The 16,808-nt window shown below is 60.1% G+C and carries 10 protein-coding genes; 2 read left to right on the plus strand and 8 right to left on the minus strand.

All coding sequences use genetic code 11. The features are described 5' to 3' along the window. Window positions 1-836 precede the first annotated feature (836 nt). The 3 genes from AC3ISG_RS18560 to AC3ISG_RS18570 all read right to left on the minus strand — a co-directional run bounded on the left by AC3ISG_RS18560 (window position 837) and on the right by AC3ISG_RS18570 (window position 5,408). Window positions 837-2,870 (minus strand): hypothetical protein, encoded by a 2,034-nt coding sequence (locus AC3ISG_RS18560; RefSeq protein ID WP_489297657.1) that lies wholly within the window; start codon window positions 2,868-2,870, stop codon window positions 837-839. A gap of 60 nt (window positions 2,871-2,930) precedes the next feature. Next, window positions 2,931-4,196, minus strand: coding sequence for a hypothetical protein (locus tag AC3ISG_RS18565; RefSeq protein WP_489297658.1), 1,266 nt, complete (start codon window positions 4,194-4,196; stop codon window positions 2,931-2,933). A gap of 249 nt (window positions 4,197-4,445) precedes the next feature. Then, window positions 4,446-5,408, minus strand: coding sequence for an NAD(P)H-quinone oxidoreductase (locus AC3ISG_RS18570; RefSeq protein ID WP_489297659.1), 963 nt, complete (start codon window positions 5,406-5,408; stop codon window positions 4,446-4,448). A gap of 145 nt (window positions 5,409-5,553) precedes the next feature. Here AC3ISG_RS18570 and AC3ISG_RS18575 point away from each other — a divergent pair, with 145 nt between their 5' ends. Beyond that, a complete protein-coding gene (locus tag AC3ISG_RS18575; protein ID WP_489297660.1) occupies window positions 5,554-7,635 on the plus strand; it encodes a carboxy terminal-processing peptidase in 2,082 nt (693 codons plus the stop codon). A 119-nt stretch (window positions 7,636-7,754) separates the two neighbouring features. Next, on the plus strand, window positions 7,755-9,545 hold the full coding sequence (locus tag AC3ISG_RS18580) for a bifunctional diguanylate cyclase/phosphodiesterase (RefSeq protein ID WP_489297661.1): 1,791 nt from the start codon (window positions 7,755-7,757) through the stop codon (window positions 9,543-9,545). Window positions 9,546-9,902: 357 nt separating this feature from the next. On the opposite strand, the gene AC3ISG_RS18585 is transcribed toward AC3ISG_RS18580, so the two are convergent. The 5 genes from AC3ISG_RS18585 to AC3ISG_RS18605 form a co-directional block, all read right to left on the minus strand. After that, complete coding sequence (locus tag AC3ISG_RS18585; protein WP_489297662.1) at window positions 9,903-10,277, minus strand: hypothetical protein; 375 nt, start codon at window positions 10,275-10,277, stop codon at window positions 9,903-9,905. Further along, a complete protein-coding gene (locus AC3ISG_RS18590; protein ID WP_489297663.1) occupies window positions 10,274-10,630 on the minus strand; it encodes a helix-turn-helix domain-containing protein in 357 nt (118 codons plus the stop codon). The genes AC3ISG_RS18585 and AC3ISG_RS18590 overlap by 4 nt, the downstream gene beginning before the upstream one ends. A gap of 144 nt (window positions 10,631-10,774) precedes the next feature. Next, window positions 10,775-11,224 (minus strand): YkvA family protein, encoded by a 450-nt coding sequence (locus AC3ISG_RS18595; RefSeq protein ID WP_122537479.1) that lies wholly within the window; start codon window positions 11,222-11,224, stop codon window positions 10,775-10,777. 415 nt (window positions 11,225-11,639) lie between these two features. After that, window positions 11,640-12,425: a BamJ family beta-barrel-assembly machinery protein gene (gene bamJ / locus AC3ISG_RS18600; RefSeq protein ID WP_122537478.1), complete on the minus strand. Its 786-nt coding sequence runs from the start codon at window positions 12,423-12,425 to the stop codon at window positions 11,640-11,642. Between the two features lie 192 nt (window positions 12,426-12,617). Next, window positions 12,618-16,424, minus strand: a complete 3,807-nt coding sequence (locus AC3ISG_RS18605) for a bifunctional nitrate reductase/sulfite reductase flavoprotein subunit alpha (RefSeq protein ID WP_489297664.1) — start codon at window positions 16,422-16,424, stop codon at window positions 12,618-12,620. Between the last annotated feature and the right edge of the window lie 384 nt (window positions 16,425-16,808).

A 16,808-nucleotide genomic window follows, 5' to 3' on the forward strand; every position in this document is an offset into this window, starting at 1 on the left:
GCGGACCCCGTAGCTGTTTGCGCCGGTGCCGGTAATCACGGTGCCCGTCGCGTCCAGCGTACTGCGGGAGGAAAGCGTCGCGCCCCCCGCCCCACCGCTGATCGTGCCCCCATTGATCTGGAACGCGCTGCCGGTGCCGCCCTGAAACTGTGTGCCACTGAGACCGAGGCCGGTCTCGCTGGTAATGGTAGCGTTCGTCAGGACCGCCTGGCTGTCACCGAGCATCAACGCGGTCGAGTTGCCGGCGGCATTAACGCTGGCACCGTTGACGTTTGCCACCGCGCCCGCCGCGCTGAGATTGATGCCTGTGGTTGAGCTGCCCTCATTGAAATTGACCACGGCGCCTGCGCCACCGCCGAAAATCGTCAGGGCTTGGGCGCCGCTGCTCACCGTCAGCGAGGAACCGGGCGCCAACGTCCAGGCTTCGGGCGTGTCGCCCTGGTTAACCACCGCAGATTCGTCAGGGGACAGTGTGCGGCCCTGAGCGGCGGTGCTTATGCACAGCGCGAGGGAAATAAAGGTTGAGGGGTTGAAATAACGGGAGGGTGTGAAACGCGACGCAGCCATGTCTAGCTCCTTGGGAATATCGCCATTCCCACGGAGTACAAAGAAGCTCCGCAGGACAAAGGCGCGAAGACTACATTCTTCAAATTGGCATTCGTGTAGGAAGTTTCCTAACGTATTGAGCGTAGTTTCCTACCATGCATATTTACTACCGCTCATCGTAAAAATGAGGCAATAAGCCTGAAAAACGACAAGGCCGTTTAGCCTGGCCTTGTCTTTTATCACCTGAACTAAAGCGTCTGTACATTCAATCTCAAGTTGAGCCTACTCACTTAACAGCCGCATCCACCCGCCCCAAATGCACGAAGGGTATTAGGCGGACAAGTGCCCGCCGCGTTCTGACCCGATGCTCTAATCAACGTCTCCCCCTGCATCGGCGGGGTGGTATCAGACACATACGTCACTCTAATCGACCCGTTCAGGCCGGTTGGCAGGACGTACTCATCAAACGGCCCTTGATCGAATGTAAAACCGTCAGCGACCTGCTCCGCAGTGATGCTCTTCGAGAATGTCGACGCGGCGCCCGCCGGCTGTGTCCCTGCTCTGTCGGTGTAGCACTGCCAAGTGAAGTCAAGCGTTTCACCACCCTTCAGGTTAGGATTTGCAGGGATGCGCACACGAACCAACTGACTAGGGCCGAAGTGCGTACTGCAGTTGAGAATGAGCGTTCCGTCCGGCGCCGGGACCGCGAGGGGAAACTCGGGGTTGGCGAGCTTGATCGGCAGCGCTGCGCTGACATCTACCGGTGTCGGCACGCAGGACTCAATGTTGCCTGGGGGGGTACCACCTCCGGTGTTGATTCGCCCAACGGTATAGAACACCGGCACTGCCTGGCTGCTGGGCAGGTCCTTGATCTGGTCCCACTTCAGAACGAATTCATAGTCCTCACCCGCCGTCCCCACTACAGGGCTGAGCCTGGCGACCTCTTGCGTGATATCTCCCCAATACAGGACCATCTCCTCGTTCGCGCCGATAGGGTCGTACAGCTTGAGCGCTACCGTAACATCGCCGTCGACATCGGCAGACGTCAGCACGTTCTCGACTTCAGAAACCGCGCCCTTTACCGTTACTCTTGGCAGGTTGGTGTTTACCGGATCCGGCCGGTCCGGGTTTACGGGCCCAGGAACGAAGAAATCCACATTGATGGTGGCGGTGTCCGAGGCGAACGTTTTGTCGCCACGCTCGACGACATAGCTCACCGGGGTCGGCAGCACCGTGGTCTCCGTGCCGTAAGCAGGCTTCAGTATGGTTTCGTAGGGAACACTCAGAAAGCTTGTCGCAAATGGATCCGTGATGTTGTGAGTGACCGGAAGCTGCGCAGTACCCCAAGTGAGCACTATACGGTCGCCTTCAAGCGCGTTCGCGTACGGGTCAATTTCAACCAGCCCTGTATTCACTCGATCAATGTCGACAAGTTGCAGAACGCTGTCATCCGCAATGCTGGGCACGCGGGGTGCGGCCAGTGGAGGAGTCGGAAGCGGATTGAGAAAGAGGCCGGCTGTCGCGTTATCAGCGGGACCGCCTTTGTTACCCACCTTGTCGACCAGTCGATAGGACAAATAAATGAGGCCATCCAGCAAACCGGAGAAGGCATCCGCCGGTACCTTGATCTGCCTGTTCGAATCAATCACCCCGGTGAACACCGGCGTGGTCTGGCTTGTGCCAACCTCATGAACATAAACATCCAGGGTATCGCCCGACTGTTCGTCTAGATAGGTCGGGATGACCAGCTCCAGACCGTCATGGGTATCGAGGTAATCCTGTGTGATGCCGTCGCTGATGACGACAGGGTCTACAAACGTCGCCGCATCTGGCCCCTGACCATAGTTGGGTGCAGTCTTGTCAATGATGAATTGGGTAATTTCCGATTCTGCGGTATTGCCCGCGTCGTTCGTGACGGTGTAGCGCAAGTCGAAGGTGCCTTGAGTCGCAAAGTTGGATTTGCTCAACTGCAGCTCCATGGGGAAGTCACTGGATTGCAACGGACCTGGAATCGTGATCAAGTCCTGGGCACTCTGCCACGTCCCCGAGGTTGACGGTTTCCACTCGAACTGAAGGTAGTCGGACTCACCCTGGCCTGCGCCGTTAGGCCACTCGGGGATATCGATCGGCATGTCCTTTTCCTGCTCATCCCGAGGCACCAGGCCTGCGAAGGCAGGATCGCCGTCCCACCAGACCGGCGCAATCGGCGCACTCAGTGTCGCTCGTGCAGACAGGCGTTTCTTACTGGCCTGGTCCTGCTGGTTGACGGCACGCGCCAGTGCACTGGCCAGCACACGGGTCTGCTTGCTTGATAAGTTGCTCATGTCTTTTCTCCTTGAGTTGACTCGCGCCTATCCCGCCTGGCGCGTCTTGGGTTTCCAGGGTTACTGCCCTTTGCCACCACGCCCGAGCGCCTGGAGCACGCGGGCGATGAATCGAGTGAACAGACGACAGGCCTTGCACCCGCCCTCCCTGCGCGAGCCAGACTGAACAGCCTGCATCACGGGGCCGCAGATCTCGCCGCTGGGCAACTTGCGATCGATCTTCACTAGCCCCTCGTAGGACTTGCCCGACTGCCCGCCGACTTTCGTCAACCGGTAAGTGGCCAGCGCCGATCCGTTAAGGATGGGTTCGATGTGGGGAATGAAAGGCTCGACCAGAATGTCCAGATAACCGTCAGTCACGTTCTTCACGCTGACCGTCCGGGCAAATACGCCCTCGGTGCCCGCAATCGGATCGTTGCCGTTCAACGTGTGATAGCCCTGCCAATACAGTGTGATCTGGTCCTGGTACTCGAACAGGTTACGAACGAAGGTGACCCGTACCGTAATGCCGTTCCAGGGCTCGTTAGCGCAGTTGATGTAGCCGTCGATGTCCGCTTCCGGAAAATCGGGCTCGGGGAGATCGCCCCCCGGCAGCGGCTTCAGCGCAACGGCAGCGAGCGTTTCACGGGAGAACGAGTCCGTCTCGTTGCCGGCACGGTCTCGTACTTTGTAAGTGGCGTAGAAATCGCCATCCCGGTCCGGTGCGCGCACGGCGTCGCCGGGCAGGCTGATGCGGATATCGTCTGCCTCGATCTGCGCCTGGGTCACCGTCACGCTGGCCACAACCGATGTCGTTGGCGGGTTGTCCTGCGACCAGTAAAGGTCAACGACATCACCTACCTTCGCGTCCAGATACACAGGGCTCGGCAGGCGCAGCTCTACCTGATCGCCATGACTGGCCAGGTACGCTTCGTTGATCACCCCGCCCACCAGATCATCAGGTAACAACAAGGGCATCAACTGCTGGTTATAGCTGGGCGGTCGGGTGTCGATGGTGACGGTACGGCGCTCGGAAGGTGCAGTGTCATTCGCGTCAGTAGTGACCGTGTACCAGAGCTGGTACTGGCCGTCCGGCTGCAGAACGTTTTTGTCGACTTTCAAGGAGACAGGAAAGGTTTCGGGATCGACCGGTCCAGGAAAATTCGCAGTGGCCACGGGTGTATCACTGGTCACACCGCTCCAGAACAGGTCCAGTCGGTCGATATCCCCCGGTCCCGCCGGAAACGGCCAAAGCGGCACCAGCACCTCTAGATCATTAACTTGAGTGCCGGTGGAAACCAGGCCCTCAGGATCGTTTGGATCAATGATTGCCGGCACTTCAGGCATTGCCAGCAGTGCCTTTGAACCATCCCCTGTCCGTCGTGTTATCGACTGCGCTTTCCGATCCCTGGCCATCCTGTCCTCACCTCGTCCGATGAAGCGTTCTCAGCCGACACTCGCCGACTGAGCTCACGCAACAAGGCTTTATTGAGAACCGAATGGGCCAGGCTGACTACTGTCAGAAATGACAGTTCCGGCCACCGCCGGTCGGCTGACGAGGCACTGCCGTGCAGAACGGAAACAGCAAAAGCAGGGTCACACCAGACTGTCGTCGATCACCAGCACGACCTTGCCCGACACCTGATTGGTGGCGAGCTCTGCGTAGGCCGCTTCGGCTTCGCTGATCGGAAAGCTGCGCGCCAGTTGTGGCTTCAAGCGGCCTTCGGTGAACAGCGGCATGACGTGCTGGCCCAGGTCGCTGAGCAGGTCGGCCTTGAACTGGTCGTCGCGGCTGCGCAGGGTCGAGCCGAGGACATGAATGCGTTTGCCCAGCACCTTTGCGAAATCCAGCTCGGACTTACTTCCGCCCATCAGCCCGATCAGCACCAGACGACCGTCAACGCCGAGCACCTTGAGGTTCAGCGCCGCATAGTTGGCGCCCACCGGGTCAAGGATGACGTTAAAAGGCGCAAAGTCGTTCAGCGCATCGAGGTTCTCGTTGCGCAGCACACCGCCCTGGGCGCCGAGGGATTCGCAATACGCCAGCCGCTCGGCCGAGCCGACGGTAACCCAGACCGGGTTACCGAAAGCCTTGCATAGCTGAATGGCAGCTGAACCAACGCCACTTGCTCCGGCGTGCAGCAACACTTTTTCGCCGGGCTGGAGGCCGGCCAGCTGGAACAGATTCAGCCAGGCCGTGGCGTACACCTCGGGAATCCCCGCCGCTTCGTGCAGCGAAATACCCTCGGGCACCGGCAGCACATGCCGCGCGTCGACCACCACTTCTTCGGCCATTGCACCGCCCGCAACCAGCGCGCACACGCGGTCGCCGACTTCCCACGCGGTGCCCGGGCCGACCTCGGCAATCACCCCGGAACATTCCATGCCGAGGATTTCCGTGACACCCGGCGGCGGCGGGTAATGCCCCGAGCGTTGCAGCAAATCGGCACGATTGAGTCCAGCCGCTGCCACCTTGATGCGGACTTGTCCTACATCCAGCGTCGGCGATGGCTCTTCAACCCATTCCACACGACCTTCAACGCCTTGCAATGCTTTCACGGTGCCTCCATAGTGAGTCTTGACTGAGCCCGATGTGCCTCACGGCCATTGGGCTTTTTGCATTATGCGACCGTGTTCTGACCGAACCGGCGACCTCCAAAGACGGCCTAATATGCGTTATCAATTGTCCCCGCGTCGAATCAGCATGAAGCATTTTCTACCCAGCACCACCCTTGCATTACTCATTGGCCTGACTGTCCTGCCAATGTCGGCCAGTTCGTTCGCCGCCAACAGCTGGGATAATCTTCAACCTGATCGCGATGAAGTCATCGCCAGTCTGAATGTCGTGGAGCTGCTCAAGCGCCACCACTACAGCAAGCCGCCGCTGGACGACAAGCGTTCGGAAATCATCTATCAGAGCTACCTGAAACTCCTTGATCCTGCGCGCAGCTACTTCCTCGCCAGTGACATCGCCGAGTTCGACAAGTGGCGTTTCCAGTTCGACGACTTTCTCAAGAGCGGCGACCTGGCCCCGGGCTTTACCATCTATAAGCGTTATCTGGACCGCATCAAGTCGCGTCTGGATTTCGCCTTGGCGCAGCTGAACAAGGGGGTCGACAAGATCGACCTGAACACCCAGGAAACCTTGCTGGTTGATCGCAAGGACGCGCCATGGGCCAAGAACGAAGCCGAACTTGACGACCTCTGGCGCAAGCGCGTCAAGGACGAGGTTCTGCGCTTGAAGATCGCCGGCAAAGACCCGGCGAAGATCCAGGAAACCCTGACCAAGCGCTACAAGAACCAACTCGCCCGACTGGGCCAGACCCGTAGCGAGGACGTGTTCCAGGCGTACCTGAATACCTTCGCGATGTCCTACGACCCGCACACCAACTACCTGTCACCGGACAGCGCGGAAAACTTCGACATCAACATGAGCCTTTCCCTTGAAGGGATCGGCGCTGTCCTGCAGAGCGATAACGACAACGTCAAAATCGTCCGCCTGGTGCCGGCCGGCCCTGCCGCCAAGACCAAGCAAGTGGCAACCGCCGACAAGATCATCGGCGTCGCCCAGGGCGACAAAGAGATGGTCGACGTGATCGGCTGGCGTCTGGATGAAGTGGTCAAACTGATTCGCGGACCGAAAGGCTCGGTTGTGCGTCTGGAAATCGTCCCGGCCAGCAATGCGCCAAGCGACCAAACCACCAAGATCGTGTCGATCACCCGCGAAGCCGTGAAGCTCGAAGAACAAGCGGCGAAGAAGTCCATCCTGCACCTGAATCAGGACGGCAAGGATTACAAACTGGGCGTCATCGAGATTCCTGCTTTCTACCTGGACTTCAAGGCCTACCGCGCTGGCGATCCCGAGTACAAGAGCACGACCCGCGACGTCAAGAAACTGCTGACCGAATTGCAGTCAGAGAAAGTTGATGGCGTGGTCATCGACCTGCGTAACAACGGCGGTGGTTCGCTGCAGGAAGCCACTGAGCTGACCAGTCTGTTTATCGACAAAGGCCCGACCGTTCTGGTGCGTAACGCCGACGGCAAGGTCGATGTACTGGAAGACGAAAACAGCGGTGCGTTCTACAAAGGCCCAATGGCGTTGCTGGTCAACCGCCTCTCGGCCTCGGCTTCGGAGATTTTCGCCGGCGCCATGCAGGACTATCACCGCGCGCTGATCATCGGCGGCCAGACGTTCGGCAAAGGCACCGTGCAGACCATTCAGCCGCTGAACCATGGCGAACTGAAACTGACGCTGGCCAAGTTCTACCGGGTTTCCGGCCAGAGCACCCAGCACCAGGGCGTGCTGCCGGACATTGGTTACCCGTCGATCATCGACACCAAGGAAATCGGCGAAAGTGCACTGCCTGAGGCGATGACCTACGACACCATCAAGCCAGCGATCAAGCCGGCGGTGGATCCGTTCAAACCGTTCCTCGCCCAGCTGCAATCGCGTCACGACGTGCGTTCAGCCAAGGACGCCGAGTTTGTCTTCATCGAAGAGAAACTCGCGCTGGCGAAGAAGCTGATGAGCGATAAAACCGTCAGCCTCAACGAAGCCGAGCGCCGCAAGCAACATGCCGACATCGAAAGCCAGCAGCTGGCGATGGAAAACGTGCGTCGCAAGGCCAAAGGCGAAGAGCCGCTTAAAGAGCTGAAGAAAGAAGACGAAGACGCACTGCCTTCGGACGATGACAAGACCAAGCCAGAGGATGACGCCTACCTGGCCGAAACCGGGCGTATTTTGCTCGACTATCTGGGCTTGAGCGGTTCGGTGGCAAAGAAGTAAGCAGCATGAAACATGACCAAATGGTGGCAAATCGTCATCAAATAGTCATGAATCTGTCGTGAAATAGCGGGGCTCGGCGCCACAGGCGTCCAGCCCCTTTTTCTTGCCCCGAGATTGCCATGACCGTGACTGAACAGCTGGGCGCTTTGAGTTCGATCCTGACTCACGGCGACTTGCACAGCCTGTTCCAACCGATTGTGTCGCTATCGGATCGGCGCATTCTCGGCTACGAAGCCCTGACTCGCGGCCCTTCCAACAGCGCGCTGCATTCCCCTCTGAACCTGTTCGCCGTGGCCCGTCAGGCCGGGCGCCTGAGCGAACTGGAACTCGCCTGCCGCGAGTCGGCCTGCCGTCGCTTCAGCCAACAGAAGCTGCAGGGCAAGCTGTTTCTCAACATCTCGCCGGAGTCCCTGCTGGAAGCGTCGCACCCGCCGGGGCGCACCTTGCAGCTGTTGCAGCGCTACGGGATCCCGCCCAGCCGCGTGGTCATCGAACTGACCGAGCAAACACCAACCGATGACTTCGGCCTGCTCTACAACGCGCTGTATCACTATCGGGACATGGGCTTTTCCATTGCCCTCGATGACTTGGGCGCAGGCTATTCGAGCCTGCGGCTGTGGTCCGAGTTGCGCCCGGATTACGTGAAGATCGACCGGCATTTCATTGATGGCATTCATCAGGACGCGGTCAAGCGCGAGTTTGTCGGTTCCATGTTGCAGATGGCCAAGGCCTCGCGGGCGCTGGTGATCGCCGAAGGCATCGAGTTGCAGGAAGAACTCGCCGTATTGATCGACATGGGCGTCGAGTTGGTTCAAGGCTACTTGCTGTGCCGTCCGCAGGAGTTTCCACCCCGGGACGCCCGTGCGCTGCTGCCGAAAATCGACCCTGGCGCCGCGACCCTGACCGAGGAAACCCGCGACCTCAGCGCCCTGCTCAACGAGCAGCCGGCGGTGGTGCAGACCACGCCCACGGCCACCGTGCTGGAAGCGTTTCGCAAGCAGGCCAATCTCAACTCGCTGGCGGTCCTGGATGAGCAGCATCAGCCGATCGGCATCGTCCACCGCCACTCGCTGTCCGACGTGCTGCTGCAGCCGTTCGCCACCGAGCTGTATGCGCGCAAGCCCATTAGTCGTCTGATGAGCGACGACTTTCTGGCCGTCGAGCTGAGCCAGTCGCTGCAGCAGGTCAGCCGATTGATCACCAGTCGGGCGCGGCAACGCATCGAAGAAGATTTCATCATCATGCAGAACGGCGCCTACCTCGGGCTGGGCCGAGTCATCGATGTGCTCAAGTTGATCACCGAGGTGAAGATTCAACAGGCGCGCTACGCCAATCCGCTGACCCTGCTGCCGGGCAACGTGCCGATTCAGCAATGCCTGACCCGTCTATTGCAGCAGGGCCGCGAATCAATGATCTGCTACGTGGACATCGACAGCTTCAAGCCTTTCAACGACATCTATGGCTACGGGCGCGGCGACGAGGTGTTGCTGTGCCTGGCGCAATGCCTGAACGACCGGATCGATCAGAGTCGCGACTTTGTCGGCCACATCGGCGGCGATGATTTCCTGATGGTGCTGGGCTCGGACGACTGGCGCAAACGTTTGTACATGCTGCTGGAAGACTTCCAGAACCAATGCCGACGCTTCTACCGCGCCGAACATCTGGAGGCCGGTTGCTTCGTGGCACTCAATCGCCAGGGCCAGCGTCAGGAATTCCCGCTGCTGTCGCTGTCCATCGGCGTCGTGCATCTGTATCCGGAAGTCTGCACGACGCTCGACGCCAGCCAACTCGCCGAACTGGCCTCACAGGCCAAGCACCACGCCAAGGAGGTGATGGGTGCGAGTGTGCATGTGATCAATACGCGAGAGGCGGAGGTGATGGCGACGTTGAATCAGGCGGTTTTGGGGTGAGGTGCCGGTATTAAGAAATCGGGTTGGGGTGGGAGTCAATCTCGAAATCCCGAGTACAACACTAGCCATGTGGGAGCGAGCTTGCTCGCGAAGGCTTGCTGCAGCCCCCTTGGAAAATGGCTGAATGAACCGGCCCCTTCGTGAGCAAGCTCACTCCCACAGGTCCGAGATCAAACCTTGACCCTAAGTCAGCCTTGATCACTCCCACAGGTCCGAGATCAGCCCTGGGTAATAAGTGACTCTGATCACTTCCAAGGATCCGAGATCAGACCGGAATCCCGAGTACAGCCCAGATCACGTGGGAGCGAGCTTGCTCGCGAAGGCGATAGTCCGGCCAGTCTCAAACCAGAAGCTGCTCTACTCAGGCTTGACCGGCTGCGGGTACTCATATTCGAAGACTCGCGCCACTTCCGAGGCGTGCCAGGACGCAGCAGCGATGCCGTCGGAGGGGCCGGAGAAACGGCCAAGGCGTTCGACGCATTCAAAGAATCCGGTACGTGGCAGGCGGCTGGCGCCCTGGCTGATTACCAGCGCGCTGCGCAATGGCTGCTCGGCGCGGGCGTCGAGGGCGGCGAGGTGTTCAAGGGCGGCGGTCAGGGTTTGCATGGCGGGGGTGGGCAACTGCAACCGCTCAAGCAATGCGCGATAGGTCACCAGATGACGCTGACGACGGGCCAGGTCCAGTTCGGCGAGCAACCCGTCCCAATGCTGGCGACTGATGCGCACGCTCATGCCTCACCCCGCCAGCCCGCAATACCCAGCTCCCACGCCAGACTCCGGCGAATGGCCGCGTCCGGCTCACGGGCGCCGCTTTCAATCAGGTTCAGATAAGACGGGCTGATGCCGACTGCGCGGGCCAGCTGCGCCACTTCCAGGCCCTTGGCCTCGCGCAGGGCACTTAGCTGACCGAAAGAAGGAAGGTCAACTGCGCTAGCAGGCTGTTCGCGACGGCCCTCAGTGTGAGTGGCAGACTCGGACTCCGGGCCATGCGCAACCCCCGCCGCACGCAACAGGGCCTGATACTGCGCCCATGGCAGCACCGCATATTCCGGCTCTCCATCGCGCGAAATAACCTGAAGATCCATACCAACACCCCTGTAGGACAAAAACGCGCTTTACGTAGTATTTTTCTAAGTATGGGCGGCATCTTAACAGCGGTCAGCGACGACTGGCGTGTGCGGAATCAATGAGTGCTGCCGCCGCCACTGATAAGCCACGCAAGGCCGTCTTCAAATCTTCTTCTCATGCTCCAGCAAGACAGGCGTCGCCGGCAAACGCTCGACCACCGCGAGCTTTTCCGGGTTCTGCAACGCGCGCCAGGCACGAAACGCGCTGAGCTCGGCTTCGAGGTGCTTCATCACCCACGCCAGCACGGCGATGTCATCCAGCATCCCCAGGCCCGGAATCCAGTCAGGAATTGCATCCAGAGGGCTGATGAAATACATCAGGCCGGCCACGATCGAGAGAATCGCCTTACCGCTGATGGCGCGATATTCCCCGCGCCAGTAAGCCAGGCACAACGCTTGAAGCAGTTTCAGATCGTCTTTTATCTTCCCCAGTCGACCGCCTTCACTGGCCGTTTTGCCTGCCACGGCAAACAGCAATGCGGGCAAGCGGCCTGCCGCCATCAAGCGTTTGGCCATGGGCAGATAACGAATGAGATTCCAGGGTGCTTTCATATCCACTCCACAATTACCGATAAAAATCGACCTGCTGGCTCACGGGCATGGTGCTGAAGCCAACCGACTCGGCAGCCGATTCCGCGCCCAAAGGTTATCCACACAAATTGTGGATAACCTTGTGAACAGACCTGCTTTTCGAGCCCGGAACGCCCGTTCTACCGGGCCCTGGCTTAGATCGCGCGTTTTTTACACACATAAAAACCCGCAAAAACCGTTGACTCATTCGGTCTGTGAGGCTAGCCACGGCTCAATAAATGCCTCTCAGCCTCCGACAAATCCCGGCTTAACACACCGTGACTGACCGACATGGGACTCTGCCCGTTCAAGCCGGTTCGATCAAATCGGGCCGGAAATGAAAATGCCCCGTCGAGACGGGGCATTTCTTTCAAGCGGTAATCAGACGGTCGAATGATTACTTCTTGGCGGCTGGCTTGGCCGGTTCGGCGGCCGGGGCAGCCTCTTCTTCTTCATCAGCGCCAGCAGCATCATTGGCGCCTGCAGCAGCAGGGTCCTTGATGCCCAGCAGTTCCAGGTCGAAGACCAGAACCGAGTTTGCCGGGATGGTTGGGCTAGGGCTTTGTGCGCCGTAGGCCAATTCGCTAGGGATGTAGAGTTTGACCTTCTCGCCAACGTGCATCAGCTGCAGACCTTCGACCCAACCCGGGATCACGCCGCTCACTGGCAGATCAATCGGGCTGCCGCGTTCAACAGAGCTGTCGAACACTTTGCCGTCAGTCAGCTTGCCTTCGTAGTGAACGGTCACGACATCAGTCGGCTTCGGTACTGGACCGTCGGCTTTCTTGATGATTTCGTACTGCAGACCGGAAGCGGTGGTGGTGACTTCCTTACGCTTGCCGTTTTCTTCGAGGAACTTCTTGCCGGCAGCTGCCGACTCTTCGCTCATCTTGGCCATGCGCTCTTCAGCGCGCTTTTGCAGGTCGCCAAACGCTGCAACCAACTCTTCGTCTTTGAGCTTCTGCTCTTTCTTGCCAACGGCGTCTTCGATACCCAGCGCTACCGCTTTGGAATCCAGATCGTCCATGCCTTCCTGAGCCAGGCTTTTGCCCATGTTCAGGCCGATGCCGTAAGAGGCTTTCTGGGCCGGGGTTTTCAGCTCAACGGTGCTGGCTTGCTTGTCACAGCCCGCGAGTACCAGACCGACCAGGGCAATCGCCGCTGCCAACCGATGCTGTTTCATTCTGTTTCCTTGTTCATGCGCCAATAGGGCAAACGAGTAAAGCCGCGAGCTTATCAGGCTGCCGCGATCAATGGCTACCGGCATGAGAGGGAGAAAAGGCAGATAAGTTCAGGTATCCAAAGGTTTTCTTGTTTGATCGAGAAATCCGTTCAGTTACGGTTCAGTCGCCAACCGCAGGGTGAGTGAACGGGGCTAATACACGTCCCGCAGGTAGCGCTTTTGCTCGGTCAGACAGCGCAACTGGTCGGCCGCTTTTTCCAGGCTGATGCCGCCCTGTTCGCTGATCACGCGACGGAGCGCCTGATCGACATCCCGCGCCATCCGCGAAGCATCACCGCAGATGTACAGGTGCGCACCCTCCTCCAGCCAGCGCCAGAGTTCAGCGCCCTGCTCCTGTAGGCGCTGCTGAACGTAGATTTTTTCCGCCTGATCCCGCGAAAACGCCAGGCTCAGCCGGGTCAGCAGGCCGTCCTGCTGCAGGCCTTGCAGTTCGTCGCGGTAGTAAAAGTCGGTGGCCTGATGTTGCTCGCCGAAGAACAGCCAGTTACGGCCCCGGTCGCCGCGGGCACGCCGCTCCTGCAGAAACGCCCGAAACGGCGCCACCCCGGTGCCCGGGCCGATCATGATCATCGGCACATCGCCATCGACCGGCGGGCGAAAATGCCGCGTGGGCTGCAGGAAGATCGGCACCTCGCACTCCCCCGCACGATCCGCCAGGAAGGTCGATGAAACGCCTTTGCGCGCGCCGTAGCGCACGGCGGAAACCGTCAGGTGGACTTCAACGGGATGCGCCTTGGCGCTCGACGAGATGGAATAAAGCCGGGGCTGCAGCGGTTTGAGATGGTCAAGCCATTCCTCCGCAGAGCAGACGATGGGGAACTCGCGCAACACGTCGGCCAACTGTCGGCCCCATAGCCAGTCCTTCAGCTCGCTTTTGAACGGCTCGGTCAGGAGTGTTTTCAGGTCAGTACTGCCGTTGCGCTCGGCGATGAATGCCAGTGTGTCTGCGCTCGGTCGTGCTATCTCGAATTGCTCGGCCAGCGCCTGACGCAGCGGCACGTCACAAGCCTTCAGGCCACGCACCGGTTGGTCGGCGTTCAGCCCCGTGAGTTCGAGCAGTTCGTTCACCAGTTCAGGGCAATTGCGCGGCCACACCCCCAACGCGTCGCCGGCTTCATAGGTCATGCCCGAGCCTTCCAGGGTCAGCGCCAGTTGCCGCGTGTCCTTGGCAGCACCGTCTGCGTTCAGCCGCCGGTTGAGGGACAAACGCGCGTAATGGGGCTGCGTCCGTGACGGCTGATTCCCAAAAACCGGTGTGTTGTCGACGATTGAAGGGGTAGGAAGATTCAGCGACAGCGCCTGCTGCAACCCTGTGAACCAGCTGTCTGCGTGGGCCTGGTATTCGCCGTCGCACTCGACTCTGGCGATCAGCCGTGAAGCGCCCAGCTGTTGCAGGCGCTGGTCGAGGTTCTTGCCGTGCTGGCAAAAGCGGTCATAACTCGAATCACCGAGCGCCAGCACGGCGTAACGCAGCGACTCCAGAGGCGCTTGCCGGGCAGCCAGTGATTGCCAGAATCGTTGCCCGTTGTCGGGAGATTCGCCATCGCCAAACGTGCTACTGATCAGCGCGACGTTCTGCAGCTGGTCCAGACGCTCGCAGGGGAAACTATCCATCGCCGCCACGTGAACGGGTACGCCGGCAGTCTTTAACCGGTCGCCGAACTGTCGGGCCAACGCTTCGGCATTCCCGGTTTGTGATGCCCACAGCAGCGTCAACAGCGGCGCATCGTCATGTGCTGTCTGCGTCTCTGTGTCGACTTGGAGCACATCGAGGAAGCGATGCCCGATCAGCTCGACCTTGCGCAAGGCGACTGCACAGCACTTGAATTCGGGCTGCCGGGAAATTGGGTCGACGGCGTCGTTGGTCACGGCGTTGATCGCCAGTTTTTCGCCGTACACGTCATTCCAGTGAAAGGGCACGAAGCAATTGCCCGGCAGCACCCGATCGCTGATCACCGCAGGCAACACCGCCAGCCCGCGTGCGGAACGGATTTCCACGCCATCCCCTTCGCGGATACCCAGCGCAAGGGCATCGTCGGGGTGCAGCTCGACGAACGGCCGCGCATTGAGCGCGTTCAGTGTCGGCACTTTCCCGGTCTTGGTCAGCGTGTGCCATTGGTGTTGCAGGCGGCCGGTGTTGAGCACCATGGGAAATGCATCGTTGGGCAGTTCAGCCGGCGCCATGTGCGGGCGTGGGAAAAATACCGCTTTGCCGTTTGCGGTGGGAAAGATAATCGGCCGCCGTGGCGTGACGCCTTCCTTGACTGGGCCCGCACCGCTATCGCTGAGGTAGCGAATCGGACTGCGCACGGTCTCGTCATCTGGCGCGCACGGCCATTGCAAAGACTGATCCCGCAGCCGCCCATAGCTGGCGCCGCGAATGTCGTAGCCTGTGGCGGGGTTCCAGGCCTGTTTGATTTCTTCGAACACCTCCTCTGCCGAGGCGTAACTGAAGGCGTCGGCGAAGCCCATTTCACAGGCGACGCTGGCGATGATCTGCCAGTCGGGCAAGGCCTGCCCCGGCGCATCGACGGCTTTCTGTGTCAGGTTAAGGGTGCGCTCGGAGTTGATCATCACCCCTTCCCCTTCCGCCCAGAGCGCGCCCGGCAACAAGATGTCGGCGTAGCGATTGGTTTCGGTGTCGAGGAAGGCGTCCTGGGTAATGACCAGCTCGGCGGTTTTCAGGGCGTCGATGACCGTCGTGCGGTTGGCGACACTGGCCACCGGGTTGGTGCAGATGATCCAGCAGGCCTTGATCACGCCGTCACGCATCTGCTCGAACAGGTCGATGGTGCCGCCGCCAGGCTGGTGCGGGATGCTGCCCTCCGGGATGCGCCAGAGGTCTTCTATAAAGCGGCGGTCGGCGTCCACCAACACCGAGCGCTGTCCGGGAAGTCCTGGGCCCATGTAGCCCATTTCCCTGCCGCCCATGGCATTCGGTTGGCCGGTCAGGGAAAACGGACCGCTGCCGCGCCGACAAATCGCCCCGGTCGCCAGGTGCAGGTTGCACAGCGCATTGGTGTTCCAGGTGCCGTGGGTGCTCTGGTTCAGGCCCATGGTCCAGCAGCTCATCCACTCGGGCGCCGCGCCGATCATCCGCGCAGCCTGACGAACGTCAGCTTCGGCCAGGCCGGTGATCTGCGCGACGTACGCGGGCGAGTACTCGGCGAGGAAGTCGGGCATGGCGTCCCAGCCCTGGGTGAACGAGGCGATGAATTCGGCGTCGGTATCGCCGTTCTCCACCAGCAGATGCAGCAGGCCATTGAGCAGCGCGAGGTCGGTGCCAGGTTTGATTTGCAGGAACAGCTCGGCCTTTTCGGCGGTGGCGCTGCGCCGGGGGTCGACGACGATCAGCTTCGCCCCGGCCTTGACCCGATCCATCATGCGCAAGAACAGGATCGGGTGACAGTCGGCCATATTCGCGCCGATCACGAAAAACAGATCGGCCTTGTCGAAATCATCGTAGGACCCAGGCGGGCCGTCCGCGCCTAACGAGAGCTTGTAGCCGCTGCCCGCGCTGGCCATGCACAGCCGCGAATTGGACTCGATACTGGGGGTGCGCACAAAACCTTTGGCGAGTTTGTTGGCCAGGTATTGCGCCTCCAGGGACATCTGCCCCGAGACGTAAAACGCCAGCGCGCCGGGGCCATCGCGATCCAGAATCCCGCGCAAGCGCCGGGCGGTTTCGCTGATCGCGGCGTCCATTTCCGCGCGCACCGGCTCGTGGCTGCGCTGATGGCGGATGTACGCGGACTCCATCCGCCCCGACCCGGCAATCGCCTGGCCGCAGGTGGTGCCTTTGGTGCACAGACGGCCGAAATTGCTCGGGTGCGTCTTGTCGCCGACCACCTTGATGACTCGGTTGTCCTCGACCTGCATGACGATGCCGCAACCGACACCGCAATAAGGACACACGCTCTTTACGCTGCTGCTCGCCATATTCCGTTTCCTGAAAGCAAAAAAAGACGCCCTGTTCTCATCCGTTGAAAAACGGAGAGCACACGGCGCCTTTGTCGTGAATATGGCAATCGGCGTTGATTGCCTGTGAACGGGATATTGCAAACAGCAGGCCAGCCTGGCCGTGGAACGTGCAGCGGGCGGTTTCAGCGAAAGTTGCTCGCCCGATTAAAGAGAGTTGAGCTTCACGGTGGGGCGCACCAGCGTAAATCGCACCCTTTTCGAGCCGGTACCGTTCGTATCGATGGCGATGAGATCGGCTTACGATCACGCCTCTGGCCCGTCAAACCTGCGCGTCTGGCGGGGACGAAAGGCGTCCGACACCTGGACATTCTCCGCTGGCACAGCCATTGCTATGTCCCTTAC

The organism is Pseudomonas sp. GL_135, from assembly GCF_057834665.1.

Bases quoted from the DNA above. Each gene is read 5' to 3' on its own strand.
- AC3ISG_RS18560 (WP_489297657.1), bottom strand. From the start codon at position 2,870: ATGAGCAACTTATCAAGCAAGCAGACCCGTGTGCTGGCCAGTGCACTG.
- AC3ISG_RS18565 (WP_489297658.1), bottom strand. From the start codon at position 4,196: ATGCCTGAAGTGCCGGCAATCATTGATCCAAACGATCCTGAGGGCCTG.
- AC3ISG_RS18575 (WP_489297660.1), top strand. From the start codon at position 5,554: ATGAAGCATTTTCTACCCAGCACCACCCTTGCATTACTCATTGGCCTG.
- AC3ISG_RS18580 (WP_489297661.1), top strand. From the start codon at position 7,755: ATGACCGTGACTGAACAGCTGGGCGCTTTGAGTTCGATCCTGACTCAC.
- AC3ISG_RS18585 (WP_489297662.1), bottom strand. From the start codon at position 10,277: ATGAGCGTGCGCATCAGTCGCCAGCATTGGGACGGGTTGCTCGCCGAA.
- AC3ISG_RS18590 (WP_489297663.1), bottom strand. From the start codon at position 10,630: ATGGATCTTCAGGTTATTTCGCGCGATGGAGAGCCGGAATATGCGGTG.
- AC3ISG_RS18595 (WP_122537479.1), bottom strand. From the start codon at position 11,224: ATGAAAGCACCCTGGAATCTCATTCGTTATCTGCCCATGGCCAAACGC.
- bamJ (WP_122537478.1), bottom strand. From the start codon at position 12,425: ATGAAACAGCATCGGTTGGCAGCGGCGATTGCCCTGGTCGGTCTGGTA.
- AC3ISG_RS18605 (WP_489297664.1), bottom strand. From the start codon at position 16,424: ATGGCGAGCAGCAGCGTAAAGAGCGTGTGTCCTTATTGCGGTGTCGGT.